This window comes from Modestobacter sp. Leaf380 (assembly GCF_001424485.1).
Lineage (GTDB): Bacteria > Actinomycetota > Actinomycetes > Mycobacteriales > Geodermatophilaceae > Klenkia.
In genome coordinates this window covers 485,630-502,152 of sequence record NZ_LMQC01000019.1, presented here as the reverse complement: position 1 = coordinate 502,152, position 16,523 = coordinate 485,630, and the positions used below count along the sequence as shown (strand labels likewise).

17 protein-coding genes are annotated in these 16,523 nt (G+C 73.9%); 9 read left to right on the top strand and 8 right to left on the bottom strand.

Features of this window, described 5'->3' with window-relative positions:
• Positions 1-26 precede the first annotated feature (26 nt).
• The 7 genes from ASG41_RS14825 to pknB all read left to right on the top strand — a co-directional run bounded on the left by ASG41_RS14825 (position 27) and on the right by pknB (position 9,016).
• Complete coding sequence (locus ASG41_RS14825; protein ID WP_056296218.1) at positions 27-905, top strand: DUF3662 and FHA domain-containing protein; 879 nt, start codon at positions 27-29, stop codon at positions 903-905.
• Positions 902-1,363 (top strand): FHA domain-containing protein, encoded by a 462-nt coding sequence (locus tag ASG41_RS14820; RefSeq protein WP_056296214.1) that lies wholly within the window; start codon positions 902-904, stop codon positions 1,361-1,363. The genes ASG41_RS14825 and ASG41_RS14820 overlap by 4 nt, the downstream gene beginning before the upstream one ends.
• Positions 1,360-2,760, top strand: a complete 1,401-nt coding sequence (locus ASG41_RS14815; protein WP_056296211.1) for a PP2C family serine/threonine-protein phosphatase — start codon at positions 1,360-1,362, stop codon at positions 2,758-2,760. Before ASG41_RS14820 ends, ASG41_RS14815 begins: the two co-directional genes overlap by 4 nt.
• Positions 2,760-4,211: an FtsW/RodA/SpoVE family cell cycle protein gene (locus ASG41_RS14810; RefSeq protein ID WP_082556947.1), complete on the top strand. Its 1,452-nt coding sequence runs from the start codon at positions 2,760-2,762 to the stop codon at positions 4,209-4,211. The genes ASG41_RS14815 and ASG41_RS14810 overlap by 1 nt, the downstream gene beginning before the upstream one ends.
• Complete coding sequence (locus ASG41_RS14805; protein WP_056296208.1) at positions 4,208-5,659, top strand: penicillin-binding protein 2; 1,452 nt, start codon at positions 4,208-4,210, stop codon at positions 5,657-5,659. The genes ASG41_RS14810 and ASG41_RS14805 overlap by 4 nt, the downstream gene beginning before the upstream one ends.
• Entirely contained in the window at positions 5,659-7,125 is a 1,467-nt protein-coding gene (locus tag ASG41_RS14800) for a serine/threonine-protein kinase (RefSeq protein WP_056296206.1), read from the top strand. The genes ASG41_RS14805 and ASG41_RS14800 overlap by 1 nt, the downstream gene beginning before the upstream one ends.
• Positions 7,126-7,240: 115 nt before the next feature.
• Complete coding sequence (gene pknB, locus ASG41_RS14795; protein WP_056296203.1) at positions 7,241-9,016, top strand: Stk1 family PASTA domain-containing Ser/Thr kinase; 1,776 nt, start codon at positions 7,241-7,243, stop codon at positions 9,014-9,016.
• Positions 9,017-9,141: 125 nt separating this feature from the next.
• Here the strand turns inward: pknB and ASG41_RS14790 are convergent, their stop codons facing one another.
• The 4 genes from ASG41_RS14790 to ASG41_RS14780 are packed head-to-tail and all read right to left on the bottom strand — an operon-like array spanning position 9,142 to position 11,902.
• Complete coding sequence (locus ASG41_RS14790; protein WP_056296200.1) at positions 9,142-9,804, bottom strand: aminodeoxychorismate/anthranilate synthase component II; 663 nt, start codon at positions 9,802-9,804, stop codon at positions 9,142-9,144.
• Positions 9,801-9,959 (bottom strand): hypothetical protein, encoded by a 159-nt coding sequence (locus tag ASG41_RS24300; RefSeq protein WP_200938939.1) that lies wholly within the window; start codon positions 9,957-9,959, stop codon positions 9,801-9,803. The genes ASG41_RS14790 and ASG41_RS24300 overlap by 4 nt, the downstream gene beginning before the upstream one ends.
• Before the next feature lie 4 nt (positions 9,960-9,963).
• Positions 9,964-11,103 carry a class E sortase gene (locus tag ASG41_RS14785; protein WP_235564814.1) on the bottom strand — a complete coding sequence of 380 codons (1,140 nt, stop codon included), beginning with the start codon at positions 11,101-11,103 and terminating at the stop codon, positions 9,964-9,966.
• Between the two features lies 1 nt (position 11,104).
• Positions 11,105-11,902, bottom strand: a complete 798-nt coding sequence (locus ASG41_RS14780; RefSeq protein ID WP_082556993.1) for a DUF881 domain-containing protein — start codon at positions 11,900-11,902, stop codon at positions 11,105-11,107.
• 150 nt (positions 11,903-12,052) lie between these two features.
• Here ASG41_RS14780 and crgA point away from each other — a divergent pair, with 150 nt between their 5' ends.
• Positions 12,053-12,325 (top strand): cell division protein CrgA, encoded by a 273-nt coding sequence (gene crgA, locus ASG41_RS14775; RefSeq protein ID WP_056296198.1) that lies wholly within the window; start codon positions 12,053-12,055, stop codon positions 12,323-12,325.
• 77 nt (positions 12,326-12,402) lie between these two features.
• On the opposite strand, the gene ASG41_RS14770 is transcribed toward crgA, so the two are convergent.
• On the bottom strand, positions 12,403-13,158 hold the full coding sequence (locus tag ASG41_RS14770; RefSeq protein ID WP_235564813.1) for a CPBP family intramembrane glutamic endopeptidase: 756 nt from the start codon (positions 13,156-13,158) through the stop codon (positions 12,403-12,405).
• 44 nt (positions 13,159-13,202) lie between these two features.
• Positions 13,203-14,150, bottom strand: a complete 948-nt coding sequence (locus tag ASG41_RS14765) for an NAD(P)H-binding protein (protein WP_056296730.1) — start codon at positions 14,148-14,150, stop codon at positions 13,203-13,205.
• Between the two features lie 483 nt (positions 14,151-14,633).
• Between ASG41_RS14765 and ASG41_RS14760 the strand changes: the two genes are divergently transcribed.
• Positions 14,634-15,047, top strand: coding sequence for a PH domain-containing protein (locus ASG41_RS14760; protein WP_056296194.1), 414 nt, complete (start codon positions 14,634-14,636; stop codon positions 15,045-15,047).
• Positions 15,048-15,051: 4 nt separating this feature from the next.
• Here ASG41_RS14760 and ASG41_RS14755 read toward each other — a convergent pair whose 3' ends face one another.
• Complete coding sequence (locus ASG41_RS14755; RefSeq protein WP_056296190.1) at positions 15,052-15,795, bottom strand: rhomboid family intramembrane serine protease; 744 nt, start codon at positions 15,793-15,795, stop codon at positions 15,052-15,054.
• Between the two features lie 134 nt (positions 15,796-15,929).
• A complete protein-coding gene (locus tag ASG41_RS14750; protein ID WP_200938937.1) occupies positions 15,930-16,472 on the bottom strand; it encodes a peptidylprolyl isomerase in 543 nt (180 codons plus the stop codon).
• Positions 16,473-16,523: the final 51 nt, after the last annotated feature.

Sequence of the window (16,523 nt, the reverse complement as noted above, 5' to 3'; positions counted from 1 at the left end):
AGGTCAGCCGAGGGTAGGGAGCGACTGTGGGTGTGCTGCAGCGCTTCGAGCGACGCCTGGAGGGCATGGTCGGTCTGGCCTTCGCCCGGATCTTCAAGGGCAAGGTCCACCCGGCCGAGATCGCCAAGGCCCTGCAACGCGAGGCCACCGAGCAGCGCAAGGTCATGGGCGAGGGCCGCGTGCTCGTGCCCAACGTCTACGACGTCCGGCTCGGCCCCGCCGACTACGACAACCTGGCCGAGTGGTCCGAGCAGCTGGCCGCCGAGCTCGCCGACATGGTCGTGGAGCACATCTCCGACGAGGGCTTCCAGACCTTCGGCGACGTCCAGGTCCGGCTCGAGCGCGACGACGAGCTGCACACCGGCGTCTTCGAGGTCGCCTCGCACGTCGCCGACCCCGGCCGCCCGGCCGCACCGCAGGCCCGCCCGCGCCTGGACGCCGGCCTCGACGACGACTGGGGTGGCCCCGTCCCCGGCCCCACCGGTCCGCCGCCCGTCCCCGCCCCGGGCCGCCCCGCACTGCCCCCGCTCCCGCCGCTGCGCGGGCGCACCGACACCGGTCAGACGGCCGCCCCCGCGGGCCCCTCGGTCATCGGCCGGTCCGGCTCGCGGCCCGGCGTCACCCACGTGCTCGTCGTCGACGGCCCGGGCACCCGGCACGTCCTGCAGCCGGGCAGCAACGTCATCGGCCGCGGCACCGAGGCCGACGTCCGGCTGCCCGACACCGGCGTGAGCCGCAAGCACGTCGACGTCCAGCTCGAGGGCGGCACCGCCGCCGTGCAGGACCTGGGGTCCACCAACGGCACGCTGGTCAACGGCCGGCGCGTCGGCCGCCAGCCGCTGGCCGACGGCGACGTCATCCGGATCGGCCACTCCGTGCTGGTCTACCGGGCGGAAGGCGCATGACCGCGGAGATCGTGCTGCAGGTCTTCCGCTTCGGGTTCCTGCTGCTGCTGTGGCTGTTCGTCTTCGCGGCCTTCCGGGTCGTGCGGGCCGACCTCCTCGGCGGTCGCGCCGGTCGGGTCTCCTCGGTGCCCCCGCGCGCGCAGGCCGGCAAGAAGAAGGGCCCCCGCGGGCCCAAGACCCTCGTGGTCACCGCCGGACCGCTGTCCGGCACCAAGATCACCCTCGGCGAGCAGGCCATCCTCATCGGCCGCGCCGACGACTCCACCCTGGTGCTCACCGACGACTTCGCCAGCTCGCGCCACGCACGGCTGACCAACCGTGGTGGACAGTGGTACGTCGAGGACCTCGGTTCGACCAACGGCACCTACCTGGACCAGCAGCGCGTGCAGGGCCCGCTGCTGGTGGCCCCGGGACAACCCATCCGGATCGGACAGACCGTGCTGGAGCTGCGCTCATGACGTTGGTGCTGCGGTACGCGGCGCGGTCGGACCGCGGCCTCATCCGCGGCAGCAACCAGGACTCGGTGTACGCCGGGCCCCGGCTGCTGGCCGTCGCCGACGGGATGGGCGGGCACGCCGCCGGCGACGTCGCCAGCAAGGTGGTGATCGCCGCCCTGGAGCACCTGGACGACGACGCCCCCACCGGGGACATGCTGCAGTCGCTGCGCAGCGCCGTGTTCGACGGCAGCGAGCACCTGCGCGAGGTCATCCGGGAGTCCCCGCAGCTGGAGGGCATGGGCACCACGCTCACCGCCGTCCTGTTCGCCGGCGGCCGGCTGGCCCTGTGCCACGTCGGTGACTCCCGCGCCTACCTGGTGCGCGACGGCCAGCTCGCCCAGATCACCCACGACGACACGTTCGTGCAGACCCTGATCGACGACGGCCGGATCACCGCCGACGAGGCCAACAGCCACCCGCAGCGCTCGCTGCTGCTGCGCGCCCTCAACGGCCAGGACGTCGAGCCGGACCTGTCGATGCGCGAGGCGCGCGCCGGGGACCGCTACCTGATCTGCTCCGACGGCCTGTCCGGCGTGGTCAGCCACGAGACGATGGCCGACGCCCTGCACGACCCGGACCCGCAGGCCACCGCCGACCGGCTGATCGAGCTGGCCCTGCGCAGCGGCGGACCGGACAACATCACCGTGATCGTGGCCGACGTCGTCGACGACGACGGCAGTGCCCGGATGGACCCGGTCATCGACGGCGCGGCCGGGGACAACCGCGGCCAGCGCGAGGTCGACCCGCGGTCCGCGGCCGGCCGCGCCGCGCTGGCCGACCCCCGCCCGCCGACGCCGGCCGCGCAGATGACCGCCTCCGCACCGCCGGTGGAACGGCGTCGGCCGCTGCGCACGGCGCTCATCGCGCTGGGCACCGTGGTCGTGCTGGGCGCCGCCGCGGTCGGTGCCTACCTGTTCGTGATGGACCACTGGTTCGTCCGCTCGGTCGACGAGGGCGACGTCGGGGTCTACCGCGGGGTCAACGCCTCGATCGTGGGCGTCGACCTGTTCAGCCTGGACACCCCCACCGAGCTGGCCCTCACCGACCTCACCCAGGCTGCCCGCAGCCGGGTGGTCGCCGGGATCGAGGCCGCCGACCGCGACGACGCCGACCGGATCCTGGCCAACCTGCTCGAGCAGCGGCTGCCGGTCTGCCGGACCGCGAGCGCGCCGAGCACCAGCAGCGCCCCCACCACCACCGCCGCGCCGTCTACGGCCGTCGTCCCGGTCGACCCGAACGCCTCCGCGGCGCCCACCGCGGCGCCCACCACCACCACGGCGCCCACCACCACGGCGCCCACGACCACGACGTCCACCCGGACGCAGGAGCCGGGAGTGGACTGCCGGGAGGCGGGCTGATGACCGCCGCCATCCCCGGGGGTCCGCTCAGCGTCGGCCCGGGCACCGACCCGCGCCAGGCCGTGCCGGGCGTGACCGCGCCCCCCAAGCGCCGCAACACCGAGCTGGCGATGCTGGCCTTCGCCGTGGTGATCACCCTCGCCGCGCAGACCATCGTCGACATCACCGTCACCGGCTCCCCCAGCCCGGAGATCGCCACCTTCGGCGTCTGGTTCTCCGGCATCTGGCTGGGCGCGCACCTGGTGGTGCGCAGGTGGGCGCCCTACGCCGACCCGCTGCTGCTGCCCTGCATCGCGCTGCTCACCGGCCTGGGCCTGTCGATGATCCACCGGCTCGACATCGCGGCCAACGCCCTGGGCGAGGCCACCACCACCCGCGAGGACGCACCGACCCAGCTGCTGTGGGCGACCATCGGGCTGGTCCTGTTCATCGCCGTGCTGCTCGTGGTGCGCGACCACCGGGCACTGTCCCGACTGGCCTACACGATCGGGCTGGTCGGCATGGTGCTGCTGGCGATCCCGGCACTGCTCCCCGCCTCGATGTCGGAGGTCAACGGCGCCAAGATCTGGATCCGGGTCGCCGGGTTCTCCATCCAGCCCGGCGAGTTCGCCAAGATCTGCCTGGTCGTCTTCTTCGCGGCCTACCTCAACGACAAGCGCGACGTGCTCGCACTGGCCAGCCGCCGCGTCCTGGGCCTGGAGATCCCCCGGGCCCGCGACCTGGGCCCGGTGCTGCTGGCCTGGGGCCTGTCGATCCTGGTGCTGGTCTTCGAGCGCGACCTGGGCAGCTCGCTGCTGCTGTTCGGCATCTTCGTGGTGATGCTCTACGTGGCCACCGAGCGCGCCTCCTGGCTGCTCATCGGCGTGATGCTCTTCGCCGCCGGGTCGTCGGTGGCCTACCAGCTCTTCGGCCACGTCCGGGTCCGGGTGGACACCTGGCTGGACCCCTTCGCCTACCGGGACACCGGCGGCTACCAGATCGTGCAGTCGCTGTTCGGGCTCGGCACCGGTGGGCTGTTCGGCGCCGGCCTCGGCGGCGGGCGCCCGGACCAGGTGCCGGTCGCCAAGAGCGACTTCATCGCCGCCGCGATCGGTGAGGAGCTGGGCCTGTTCGGCCTGGTCGCCATCGTGGTGGTCTACCTGGTGCTCGTGGAGCGCGGGCTGCGCACCTCGCTCGTCGTCCGGGACGCGTTCGGCAAGCTGCTGGCCGCCGGGCTGGCCTTCGGCGTCGCCTGGCAGGTCTTCGTCGTCCTCGGCGGCGTCACCGGGCTGCTGCCCCTCACCGGCCTGACGACGCCGTTCGTCGCCTACGGCGGGTCCTCGCTGGTGGCCAACTTCGCCCTCGTCGCGCTGCTGGTGCGGATCAGCGACGCCGCCCGCCGGCCGGCCACCCCGCCCGCTCCCCAGCCGCCCAAGCTGGGCGAGGCGCTGACCGAGGTGGTGAAGCGGTGAACGCCCCGCTGCGCAAGGTCGCGATCAGCGTGCTGGTGCTCTTCACCCTGCTGATCCTCAACGCCAACTACATCCAGGTCATCCGCTCCTCCGAGCTGCGCAAGGACTCCGGCAACACCCGGGTCCTGGCCGAGGAGTACGACCGGGAACGCGGCTCGATCGTCGTCGACGGCGACCTCGTCGCCCAGTCGGTGCCCACCGAGGACACGCTCACCTACCTGCGCACCTACCCGCAGGCCGAGCTGTACTCGACGGTCACCGGCTACTACTCCCTCGTCTACGGCAACACCGGCATCGAGCGCGCCGAGAACGAGATCCTCTCCGGCTCCGACGCCCGGCTGACCTTCCGCCGGATCGCCGACCTGTTCACCGGCCGCGACCCCTCCGGCGGCAACGTCGAGCTCACCCTGGACCCGGCCGCCCAGCAGGCCGCCGTCGCCGGCCTCGGGGACGTCGACGGCGCCGTCGTCGCGCTGGACCCCGAGACGGGCGCGGTGCTGGCCATGGCCAGCACGCCGACCTACGACCCGGCGCAGCTGTCCAGCCACGACCCGCAGGCCATCCGGGACTACTCGGCCTCCCTGGACGCCGCCGACCCCGACCCGCGGGTCAACACCACCGTCGCCGAGCGGTACTCCCCCGGGTCGGTGTTCAAGCTGATCGTCTCCGCGGCGGCCCTGGAGGACGGCTACACCGCCGAGAGCGTCGTCCCCGCACCGCAGAGCTACACGGCCTCCGACAGCAGCCGGCCGCTGTACAACTTCGGCCGCGAGGAGTGCGACCCCAGCGGTCAGCAGTCCCTCATCGACGCCCTGACGATCTCCTGCAACACCGCCTTCGCCGGCCTCGGCGTCGACCTGGGTGCCGACCGGGTGCGCGAGGCCGCCGAGGCCTTCGGGCTCGACCAGGGCGGGTTCGAGATGCCCCTGGCGGTCTCCGAGAGCACCGTGGGTGACATCGACGGCAACGCGCAGCTGGCCAACGCCTCCATCGGCCAGCAGAACGTCCAGATCACCCCGCTGCAGGGCGCCATGATCGCCGCGGCCATCGCCAACGACGGCGACCTGATGACCCCGTTCCTGGTCGACCAGGTGCAGGCACCGGACCTGACCGTCATCGACCAGACCGAGCCCGAGGTCATGAGTGAACCCGTCTCGGCCGACACCGCGGAGCAGCTGCAGCAGATGATGGTCAGCGTCGTGGAGAACGGCTCGGGCCGACGGGCCCAGATCGACGGGGTCACCGTCGGCGGCAAGACCGGCACCGCCCAGACCACCGAGGGCGGCGACGAGAACCAGTGGTTCGTCGGCTTCGCCGGACCCGAGGGAGAACCCCAGATCGCCGTCGCCGTGTTCATCGAGGGCGGGCAGGGCACCGGCGGTGACCTGTCGGCGCCGATCGCCCAGCAGGTCATGTCGGCGTTCCTGGCCGCACAGGGCGGCAACTGATGGCCCTGCGGGTCGGCAGCCTGCTGGCCGGTCGCTACGAGATCACCGCCCCCATCGCCACCGGTGGGATGGGGGAGGTCTGGCGGGCCACCGACCGGACCCTGGGTCGCACCGTGGCCGCCAAGGTGCTCAAGAGCGAGTACACCGGCGACCGCAGCTTCTTGGAGCGCTTCCGCAACGAGGCCCGGCACACCGCCGCACTCACCCACGCCAACATCGCCTCGGTCTACGACTACGGCGAGACCGTCGAGGACGGTCAGACCCTGGCCTTCCTGGTGATGGAGTTCGTCGAGGGCGAGCCGCTGGTCAGCGTGCTCGAGCGCGAGCACACGCTCACCCCGGCCCGGACCCTGGACGTGCTCGCCCAGGCCGGCGACGGTCTGTCGGCCGCGCACCGGGCCGGCGTCGTGCACCGCGACATCAAGCCGGGCAACCTGATGGTCCGCCCGGACGGCGTGGTCAAGCTGACCGACTTCGGCATCGCCTACGCCCGGGACGCCGCCCCCCTGACCCGCACCGGCATGGTCGTGGGGACCGCCCAGTACCTGTCCCCCGAGCAGGCCCAGGGCCACGTCGTCACCGCCGCCTCCGACGTCTACTCCCTGGGCGTCCTGGGCTACGAGTGCCTGGTGGGCAACCGGCCCTTCGACGGCGAGTCCCAGGTCGCGATCGCCCTCGCCCAGATCAACCGGCCCCCGCCGCCGCTGCCCACCAGCATCCCGGCACCGGTGCGCGCCCTGGTCGAGAAGGCGCTGGCCAAGAACCCGGCCGACCGCTTCGCCGACGGCGGGGCCTTCGCCGACGCCGCCCGCCGGGTCGCCGCCGGGGGCCCCGGACCGGACACCGCCGCGGCCACCACCACCTACCTGCCCGCCGTCGAGGACGACGGCAGCACCCGCACCATCGCCGCTGCCGGGTTCGGCGCCGCCGGTGCCGCGGCCGCCGCCACCCCCCGCGGGCCGCGGACGGCTCCGCGCACCATGCCCCCGCTGCAGGGCCCGCCCGTCGACGAGGACCCCGACGGTGACGCCTGGGACGACGAGCCGCGCCGCCGCCGCTCGCCCTGGCCCTGGGTCGCTGCTGCCGCGGTCCTGCTGCTGGTGCTGGGCGGCGTGCTGGCCTTCACCCTGCTCGGCGACGGCGGGGACACCGGTGGCGGCGGGGACGACAGCCCCACCACCACCGCCCCGGTGACCACCACGCCCGCGCCGACGACGACGGCCCCCAGCACGACGGCCGAGCAGACGACCGAGGAGGAGCCGGCGCCCGAGCCGGAGCCGACCGAGGAGGCCCCGGAGGAGACCACGCAGGCCCCGCCGCCGGCCGCGACGACGCGGGCCTCGACGCCCCCACGGCCGCCGGCGACCACTACCTCGGCTGCGACCACGACGACCCCGCCGACCACGACCACCCCACCGCCCCCGGTCACCACGGAGCCGCCCGCCACGGGGGAAGCCACACAGTGACCACCCCCCCTCGCGTCTCCCCGGTCGGACCCCCCGCATCACCTACGCTGCCCGAGGGCCGTGCGGCCCTGCTGCTCCCGGGACCCCGAGCCCGTGTCGCCCGAGAGGACCCCCGATGACCACCCCGCAGGTGCTCGGCGAGCGCTACGAGATCGGGGGCGTCCTCGGCCGCGGCGGCATGGCCGAGGTGCACCGCGGGCGGGACCTGCGGCTGGGCCGCGAGGTCGCCGTCAAGGTGCTGCGCTCCGACCTGGCCCGCGACCCGTCCTTCCAGGTCCGCTTCCGCCGTGAGGCGCAGGCCTCGGCGTCGCTGAACCACCCGGCGATCGTCGCGGTCTACGACACCGGCGAGGACCGCACCACCACGGGCGCCACGCCCTACATCGTCATGGAGTACGTCGAGGGCGAGACCCTGCGCGACGTGCTGCGCCGGGAGGGCCAGCTGCCCCCCGAGCGCGCCATGTCGCTGACCGCGGACATCTGCGCCGCGCTGGACTTCTCGCACCGCAACGGGATCGTGCACCGGGACGTGAAGCCCGGGAACGTCATGATCACCCCGCAGGGCACCGTCAAGGTGATGGACTTCGGCATCGCCCGGGCCGTCTCGGACTCCGCGGCGACGATGACCTCCACGGCCGCCGTGATCGGCACCGCCCAGTACCTGTCCCCGGAGCAGGCGCGCGGCGAGGGCGTCGACGCCCGCTCCGACGTCTACTCCGCCGGCTGCCTGCTCTACGAGCTCGTCACCGGCGCCCCGCCGTTCACCGGGGACTCCCCGGTCGCGGTGGCCTACCAGCACGTCCGCGAGGACCCCCGCACGCCGTCCTCGATCAACCCGGTCGTGCCGCCGGAGCTGGACGCGATCCTGCTCAAGGCGATGAGCAAGAACCCGGCGAACCGGTACCAGTCGGCCGCCGAGATGCGCAACGACCTGCTCCGCGCCGTCGCCGGCCAGCAGGTCGAGGCCACCCCCGTCCTCGGCGACGCCGAGCGCACCTCCTTCATCGGCGCCGGTGGCTACCCGGGCCACGACGACGAGTGGGACGCCGAGGACGAGGCCGCTGCGAAGCGTCGACGCCGCGGCGTGATCGCCCTCGTCGTCGCCGGCGTGCTGGTGCTCGTCGGCCTGATCGGCCTGATCGTGGCGCTCAACAGCGGCGGGGACGACACCCCGGTGGAGCCGACGGTGGCCAGCGTGCAGGTGCCCGTCGTCGTCGGGCAGGACCAGGCGGCCGCGACCACCGCGCTCACCTCGGCCGGGCTGGTGGTCGGTGCGGTGACCGAGCAGGCCGACGACGCCGTGCCCGCCGGTCAGGTCGTCAGCACCGACCCGGAGGCCGGTGCCACGGTCGACGAGGGCACCACGGTGGCCCTGGTCGTCAGTGCCGGCCCCAACCCCATCCGGGTGCCGGCCGTGGTCAACCTGTCCGAGGACGACGCCCGAGCCAACCTCGAGGACGCCGGCTTCACCGGCGACGTCAACTCCCGCGAGGTCGACTCCCTGGAACCCGAGGGGACCGTGGTCTCGGTCGACCCGGCGGCCGGCCAGCAGGTCGCCCCGGACACCACCATCACCCTCGGCGTCTCCGGCGGCACGCTGCCGCTGCCGAACGTGGTGGGCCAGGACCGGGCCACCGCGGAGGCGAACCTGCGCAACGCCGGGTTCACCAACGTGACCGCCCAGAACGTCGAGCGGGACGACGTCGCCCAGGGCCTGGTGGCAGCCACGCAGCCCGGGGCCGCCACCCAGCTGGCGGCCGGTGACGAGATCACCCTGCTGATCGCGGTGCCCACCCCGACGCCGACGACGACCGCGGCACCGAGCAGCTCGGCCCCTCCGACGGCGACCACCACCCCGCCGATCCCGGTGCCGGTCCCGCCGCAGAACTGATCCACCGACACCGCTGCCCCCACACCCGGTCAGGTGCGGGGGCAGCGTCGCCCTGAGGCGTCGTCATGCGTGCTGAGGCGTGCTGGGGCGTGCTGAGGCGTACTGGGGCCCCGCCGGGCCCGGGGTCAGCCGACGGCGGTGAGCAGCCGGCGGGCCGCCGCGGAGGCGCTCTCCACCAGGGCCGGGTCCGGGGCCAGGCCGCAGCTGTCCAGCCAGGTGGCCAGCAGCTGGTGCCCGCCCTCGGTGAGCACCGACTCCGGGTGGAACTGGACGCCCTCGATCGGCAGCTCGCGGTGCCGCAGCGCCATGACGATGCCCGACGGCGTCCGGCCGGTGACCTCCAGCTCGGCCGGGAACGTCGAGGACTCCACGGCCAGCGAGTGGTACCGGGTCGCGGTGAACGGCGAGGGCAGCCCGGCGAGCACGCCGGCGCCCTCGTGCACGACCTGGCTGGTCTTGCCGTGCAGCAGCTCCGGTGCCCGGACGACGTCCCCGCCGAAGGCCTCGGCGATGGCCTGGTGGCCCAGGCAGACGCCCAGCACGGGCACCCCGGCCTCGGCGGCGGCGCGCACCATCGGCACGGTCACGCCGGCGTCGGTGGGCGTCCCCGGGCCGGGGGACAGCAGCACCCCGGCGACGTCGAGGTCGGTGAGCTCGTCCACGGTCACCGCGTCGTTGCGCCGGACCACGCTGGGGACGCCCAGCTGACCCAGGTACTGCACGAGGTTGTAGACGAAGCTGTCGAAGTTGTCGACGACCAGGACCCGGGGGCCCTCGGGTGTGGTCACTGGTCCACCGTCACGTCGTTGAAGGGCAGCGAGGGCTCGATCGCGGGGAACACGACGAAGAGCAGCAGCGCGCAGACCGCCAGGACGAGCACGAGGGCCTGCAGCGACTTGGCCGCCGTCCCGCCCGGGAGGTGCCGCCAGATCCAGGTGTACACGGGCTCAGCCCTCCGTCAGGGCCGGCGGCCCGTCGGGGGCGTCGGCCTTGCTGACCGGCCCGCCGTCGAGCACCGCGTGCACGATCAGCCGCTCGCGGGCCGAGAACTTGGGGTGGCAGGTCGTCAGCGTCAGGTAGGACCCGCTGGTCGGCCCGTCGAGGGGGCCGTTGGGGGTCGGGGCGATGACCGACACGTCGCTGGGGCTCACGATCTGCTGGGCGGGCACCCCGTTGGGGTCGTCCGGGCCGACGACCCGGTAGACGAACCAGGTGTCCACGGTCTCGATGACGATGGGGTCACCGGGCTGCAGCTGGTCCAGGTCCAGGAACGGCGAGCCCTTGCCCACGCGGTGTCCGGCGAGGGAGAAGTTGCCCTCCTCGCCGGGCATGGCGGAGTCCACGTAGTGCCCGGGGCCCTCGACGAGTTCCTCCTCGTCGGTGCCCTCCAGGATCACCTTGACGTAGTCCTCGCCGAAGCGCGGGATGCGGATGAACGCGAAGCCCTCGCCCAGCGGGATGTCGGACAGGCCGCCACCGGGGAGCGTGGGCACCGTCGGGTCGTCGCTGCCGGTGTCCCAGTCCTCGCGCAGCTCGGTGGAGAGCTGGTCCTGCTTGCGCTCGCTGAACAGGTCGGTGACCCACACCTCGTAGACGACGAACAGCAGCACCACCAGGCCGGCGGTCACCAGCAGCTGGCCCACGCCGCGGACACCGGTGCGCACCAGGTCCCCGCGGGTGCGCTCCGGGCGGGCGGCCCGCCGGTCGGTGGCACCGGCGGTGTCCGAGGCGTCGTCGTGGTCGAGGGAGTCGTCGGGGTCGAGGGGGTCGGGGTCCCGGGAGCCGGCGGTGGTCCCGGACGCGGCGTCGGTCCCCCACGCCTGCGGGCCGGACCCACCGGCCGCGCGAGCGGCCGGGGTGGCACCGACGGCGCCGGGCACCGGGACGGCCGGGCCACCGGGCCGGAAGGCTGTGTCGCCGTCCCGCTCGGGGGAGGCACCGTCGGCCGGGGAGGCGTCGGCGGGGCGTCCGGCGTCCGGCGACCCGGTCACGCCCTCGGCCGGACGGTGCGCGTGCCGTCCCCGACGCGTGCCCTCGTCGTCCTCGCCGTCCATCGTCGTCCCCGCCCCCTCGGTGGGACCGGCCACCTCAGCCGGCGGCTGTGGCGTACTGCAGGTCCAGGGCGCCATCGTAGGCGGGCAGCTGGACGTCGCGACGCTCCTGCACCCGGTAGGTGAGCCCGAACCGGTCGACGGCGCTCTGCAGCAGCGACACCTCGTAGGACTCCCCGAGGCGGCTGCGCATCTCCTCGGCGTCCCCCACGGCGGTCACCACGAACGGCGGGGACCACGTCCGGCCCTGCAGCAGCAGCGTGTTGCCCACGCAGCGCACCGCGCTGGTGGCGATGAGCCGCTGGCCCATGATGGTCACCCCGTCGGCGCCCGCGGCCCACAGCGCGTTGACCACGCCCTGCACGTCGGACTGGTGGATCACCAGGTCGTCGGGCTCCGCACCGCGGGGCAGCGTGCCGTCGGCGGTGCCGGGAGCGTCGTCCAGGGTGATCTCCAGGCCGTCGCCGCGCAGCGCGGTGAGCCCGGCGGAGGTGAGGCCCGTGTCGGCCTCCCCGACGGCCGCGGCGACCTCGGTGTCCCGGCCGGCCACCGCCTCGGTGAGCTGCTGGCTGCGGCCCTGCAGGGCGACCAGCTCGTCGTCCTGCCGGTCGGCGGCGGCGTTGAGCTGGCGGATCAGCTGGGAGAGCTCGGTGGTGTCCCCGGCGCGCAGGTCCGTACCGCGCGCGGTCTGGCCCGACGTGGCGAACAGCAGCCCGGCACACAACGCGACCACCGGCACCAGCGCGGTCCACACGGTGCGCCGCGGGCGCCCCCGGCGACGGCGGGCGGCGCGGCCCTCCGGGGCCGGTCCTGACTCGTCTCGGACTGCGTCCACGGCCACCTCCCGGGTCCCCCTGCGGGCCGTGCCCACCCACGGGCCCGCCTGCAGCTTAGGCTGGGGGCAGTCCAGACCGGTCGTGTGACCGGTCGGGAGGCGGCCGGGACCCCCCGGCGCCGTCCCGCGAGTTGCGAGGGAGTCCGCGCGGTGCCCAAGTCCAAGGTGCGCAAGAAGTCGGCCTACACCCCGCCCGAGGGCGTGCTCCCCGCCAGCGCTGCCCGGGCGCGGGCCCAGCAGCCCAGCCCGCGGTGGTACGCCGGGGTGATGGTCGCCCTGATGGTCGTGGGCCTGCTGTGGATCGTCGTCTACTACGTCGCCGGCGACGACATCCCGTTCATGGTCTCGCTGTCGGCCTGGAACTTCGCGATCGGCTTCGGCGCGATGGTCGCCGGCCTCGTGATGTCGATGCGCTGGCGCTGACGCGCTGACGCGCTGACTCATCGACGCGCTGACGCACCTCGGCCCCCGTCCCTCCCGGGACGGGGGCCGTCGTCGTCTCAGGCGGTGCCGGTGGCCTCGTCCTGGGGCTGCTCGACGTCGATCGAGGGCTGGTCGTCGAACAGCGCCGGCAGGTACCGCAGCATCAACGTCGACCACACCAGGTGGGTCAGCGCCGGGGCCTGGATGCCGCCGGTGACCTTGCGCTGCCAGCCGAAGAGCAGGCCCATGACCACCGAGGCCAGCACCAGCGCCGGGTTCCGGGTCGCCGTGGTGGCCAGCGCGTAGACCGCGGTCGACTTCAGCACCGGGTGCGTGGTGCCGGCGGCCGCGTAGAGCGCCCCCCGGAAGAAGACCTCCTCGGCCAGGCCGTTGGTCAGCGTCGTCGTCGCCACGAGGGCCGGGTTGCCCTGGTGGGCGTAGCGCAGCACCCGGGTGACGGCCCGGTTGAGCACCGGGATGCGTCGGGCGACCAGCGCGGCGCTGTAGAAGAGCCCGAAGACCGCCACGCCCGAGACGACCGGCGTCACCAGCGGGCGGTGCAGCACGGCCTTGCTGGACCGCATCCAGCCCAGGTGCAGGGGCCCGGAGGCGATGCCACCGGCCACCCAGGTGCCGGCCACGGCCATGGTCAGGCCGTAGAACTCCTTCGAGTCCGGCTTCTGGGACAGCGAGACCCCCAGCAGCCCGGCCCCCAGGACCGAGACCCCGGCGGTGACCCGGCGCCGGCGCCGGAACGCGGTGTCGGTCTCCCGGTGGTCGCGCGGCACCGGGTCGATGAGCCACGCGGGGGCCTTCTGGGCCCAGCGGGTCACCGCACGGTCCAGGGTCCCTGTCGGACGCCCCTGGCGGCGCAGCCTCACGACCGGGCTCCGCGCGCCAGCAGACCTCCGTGCCGCGGGGCCTTCCCGGTCTCCTGTCGCCGTTCGGCCGCGCGTTCGCCCAGCGCCGTGAGCACGGCCTGGTCGTAGTCCATCGGCTCGAAGGGCACGACCCGGCGGATCGAGTCGTCCTTGACCACGACCTCGTTGGTCATGGAGTCGATCAGCGACTTGCCCGTCTGCACGTCGACGTCGGTGACCAGGGCCAGCCAGCGCGCCGAGAGCTGGGGGCTCAACAGCGGCACCGGGAGCACGAAGAGGTGCCGGCCCTGGATGTCGGCGACCCGGGTGAGCATCTCCAGGTACTCCAAGACGTCGGGCCCACCCACGTCGAACGTGCGACCCTCGGCCTCGGGTGCCTCGAGCACACCCACCAGGTACCGGACGACGTCGGCGACGGCGATCGGCTGGGTCTTGGTGTGCACCCACCGCGGGGTCACCATCGCGGGCAGGTGCGCGACGAGCTGGCGGGTCATCTCCCAGGAGACCCCGCCGTGGCCGACGACGATGCCGGCCCGCAGGACGGTCACCGGCACCCCGCCCTCGCCCAGCAGGCGCTCGACCTCGCGCCGGCTGCGCAGGTGGTCGGACAGGTCGTCGGCGTCGTCACCCAGGCCACCCAGGTAGACGATCCGACGTACACCGGCGTCGGCGGCGGCCCGGCCGAAGGAGCGCGCGGCGGCGGCGTCCTCCTGCACGAAGTCGGCGTCCCCGAGGCTGTGGACGAGGTAGTAGGCGGCGTCGCAGCCCTCCAGCGCAGCCCGCAGCGAGGCCTCGTCGGACACGTCGCCGGCCACGGCCTCACCCGCTCCGGAGTACGACTCCGGACGGCGGGTCATCGCCTTGACGCGGTGTCCCTCCTCGACCAGGGCCGGCGCCAGCCGACCACCCACGAAACCCGACGCACCCGTCACCAGAACCTGCACGACACCAGCGTCGGGGTTGTGCACGGTCTCCGCGATCCGGGGCGGCATGGGAGTCGACACGACGACGGCGTGGTCATCGGTGAGTGTGCACACCGGGGGGTCACCGTCCACAGCGCGCCGCGGGCGCCGCCCCCAGGGTTGTCCACCGAGTGTGGACTGTGGACGGCCCGGACCGCGCCCCTGACCTGCACGGACGCCTGCCGTGTGACTCGTGGGACCGGGAGCGCAGCCGCGTAACTACACACCTGTGCTTCTGTCCCCACCTGTGCACACAGGTGTGGACGAGTCGACTCGTCGAGGCCGGCGACCCCTGTGCGGGTGCGGTCACCGGCGGGTCGTCCACCCGGACACGCCGGGCACGTCGGTGCAGCTCGCACCGCGCGTCACACGGTCCCCGGACGCCCCGGTCGGCGGGTCCGCACGGCCTGCCCACCGCTGTCCACGGACCTGGGGACGGCGGCCCCCGGGTGGGACAGTGGGGGCGTGCAGTGGTCCACCCGGCTCGAGGAGACGACCGTCGCCGGCCTGGTCGCCGTCGGCCTCGCCGTCGCCGCGCTGGTCGTCGACCCGGTGGGCCGGTTCCTCGTCGGCGCCGCCGCGGTGCTGCTCGTCGCGGTGGTCGTGCGGGACCTGGTGCTGCGACCGCGGGTCCGCGCGGAGGACGACGGCGTCCACGTCCGCACGACGACGGGCACGACCGTGATCGGCTGGCCCGCCCTGCGCGTGCAGGTGCACACCACACGTCGGCTCGGCCTGCGCAGCACCACCCTGGAGCTGGAGGACGCCCGGGACGACACGGTGCTGGTCGTGCTGGGCCGCCGCGACCTGGGTGTCGACCCGGCGCAGGTCGCAGCAGCGCTGCAGGACCTGACCGCCCGGCCGTCCGCGCAGGACTGAACCGCTAGCGCAGACCGCCGAAGGTCAGCACGAGCAGGACCGCGACGACGAGCGCGACGCCACCGACGGCGAGGGTCCGGCGGCGCCCGGCGTACACCAGGACCGCGGCGGTGGCCGCGCCGGCGACCAGCCCGCCGAGGTGCCCGAGCAGCGAGACGCCGGGCAGGAAGCTGATCACCAGGTTGATCGCGAGCAGGGTCAGCAGTCCGCGGAGGTCCTGCTTCTGCTTGAGCAGCACCACACCGAACGCGCCGAGCAGCCCGTAGATCGCACCCGAGGCGCCGACGACCCCGCCGAAGTAGGCGCCGAAGAGCTGCAGGGAGGCCGCGCCACCCAGGGCGGCGACCAGGTAGACGGTCAGGTAGCGGGCCTTGCCGAACTGCTTCTCCAGCTCGGAGCCGAACAGCAGCAGCGCGAACATGTTGAGCGCCAGGTGCACCAGCGAGGCGTGGGTGAAGGCGCTGGTGACCACGCGCCACCACTGGCCGTCGTCGACGAGGACCGGCGCGGTGAGCAGCTCGGTCTGCAGCGGGGAGGAGAAGGAGGTCAGCGGGCTGACGCCCACCGAGATCGCGGACACGGCGGTCGCGACGGCGACCAGCACGTTGAGCGCGATGAGGACGACGGTGACGACGCCCCAGCGGCGGCCTGCGACCCGCAGGCCGGTGCTGCGCTTGGGCTGGCGCACGGTGCGCCGGGCATCGGCGATCTCCTCGGGGCACTGGAAGCCCACCGAGGCGGGGTGCATGCACTCCGGGCAGATCGGCCGCCCGCAACGGACGCAGGAGATCCGGGTGGGGCGGTCGGGGTGCCGGTAGCAGGTGGTGGCCGGGGGCGCCGGCGGCTGGTCGCCGCCGACGCCACCCGGACCGTCGGGAGTGCTCAGCTGCGCTGCACCTCGACCGAGGTGATCACGACGTCCTCGAGGGGCTTGTCGCCACGCGCGGTGGGGACCTTGCCGATCGCGTCGACCACCTGGCGGGAGGCGTCGTCGGCAACCTCGCCGAAGATCGTGTGCTTGTTGTTCAGGTGCGGGGTGTTGCTGGTCGTGATGAAGAACTGCGAGCCGTTGGTGCCCGGGCCGGCGTTGGCCATGGCGAGCAGGTAGGGCTTGGAGAACTGCAGGTCGGGGTGGAACTCGTCGCCGAAGCGGTAGCCGGGGCCACCGGTGCCCTGACCGAGCGGGTCGCCGCCCTGGATCATGAAGCCGTCGATGACGCGGTGGAAGATCGTGCCGTCGTACAGCTTCTCGGTGGTCTTGGCCCGGGTGCGGGGGTCGACCCACTCGCGGCTGCCCTCGGCGAGCTCGGCGAAGTTGGCGACGGTCTTGGGGGCGTGGTCCGGGAACAGGTCCACGGTGATGTCGCCGTGGTTGGTGTGCAGGACTGCGCGCCGTGCAGGAGTCGATTCGGTCACGCCCCCCATGGTCCCACCTGCGGCGACCCGGGACGAACCGGTCCGGGCAGCGCCGCTCCC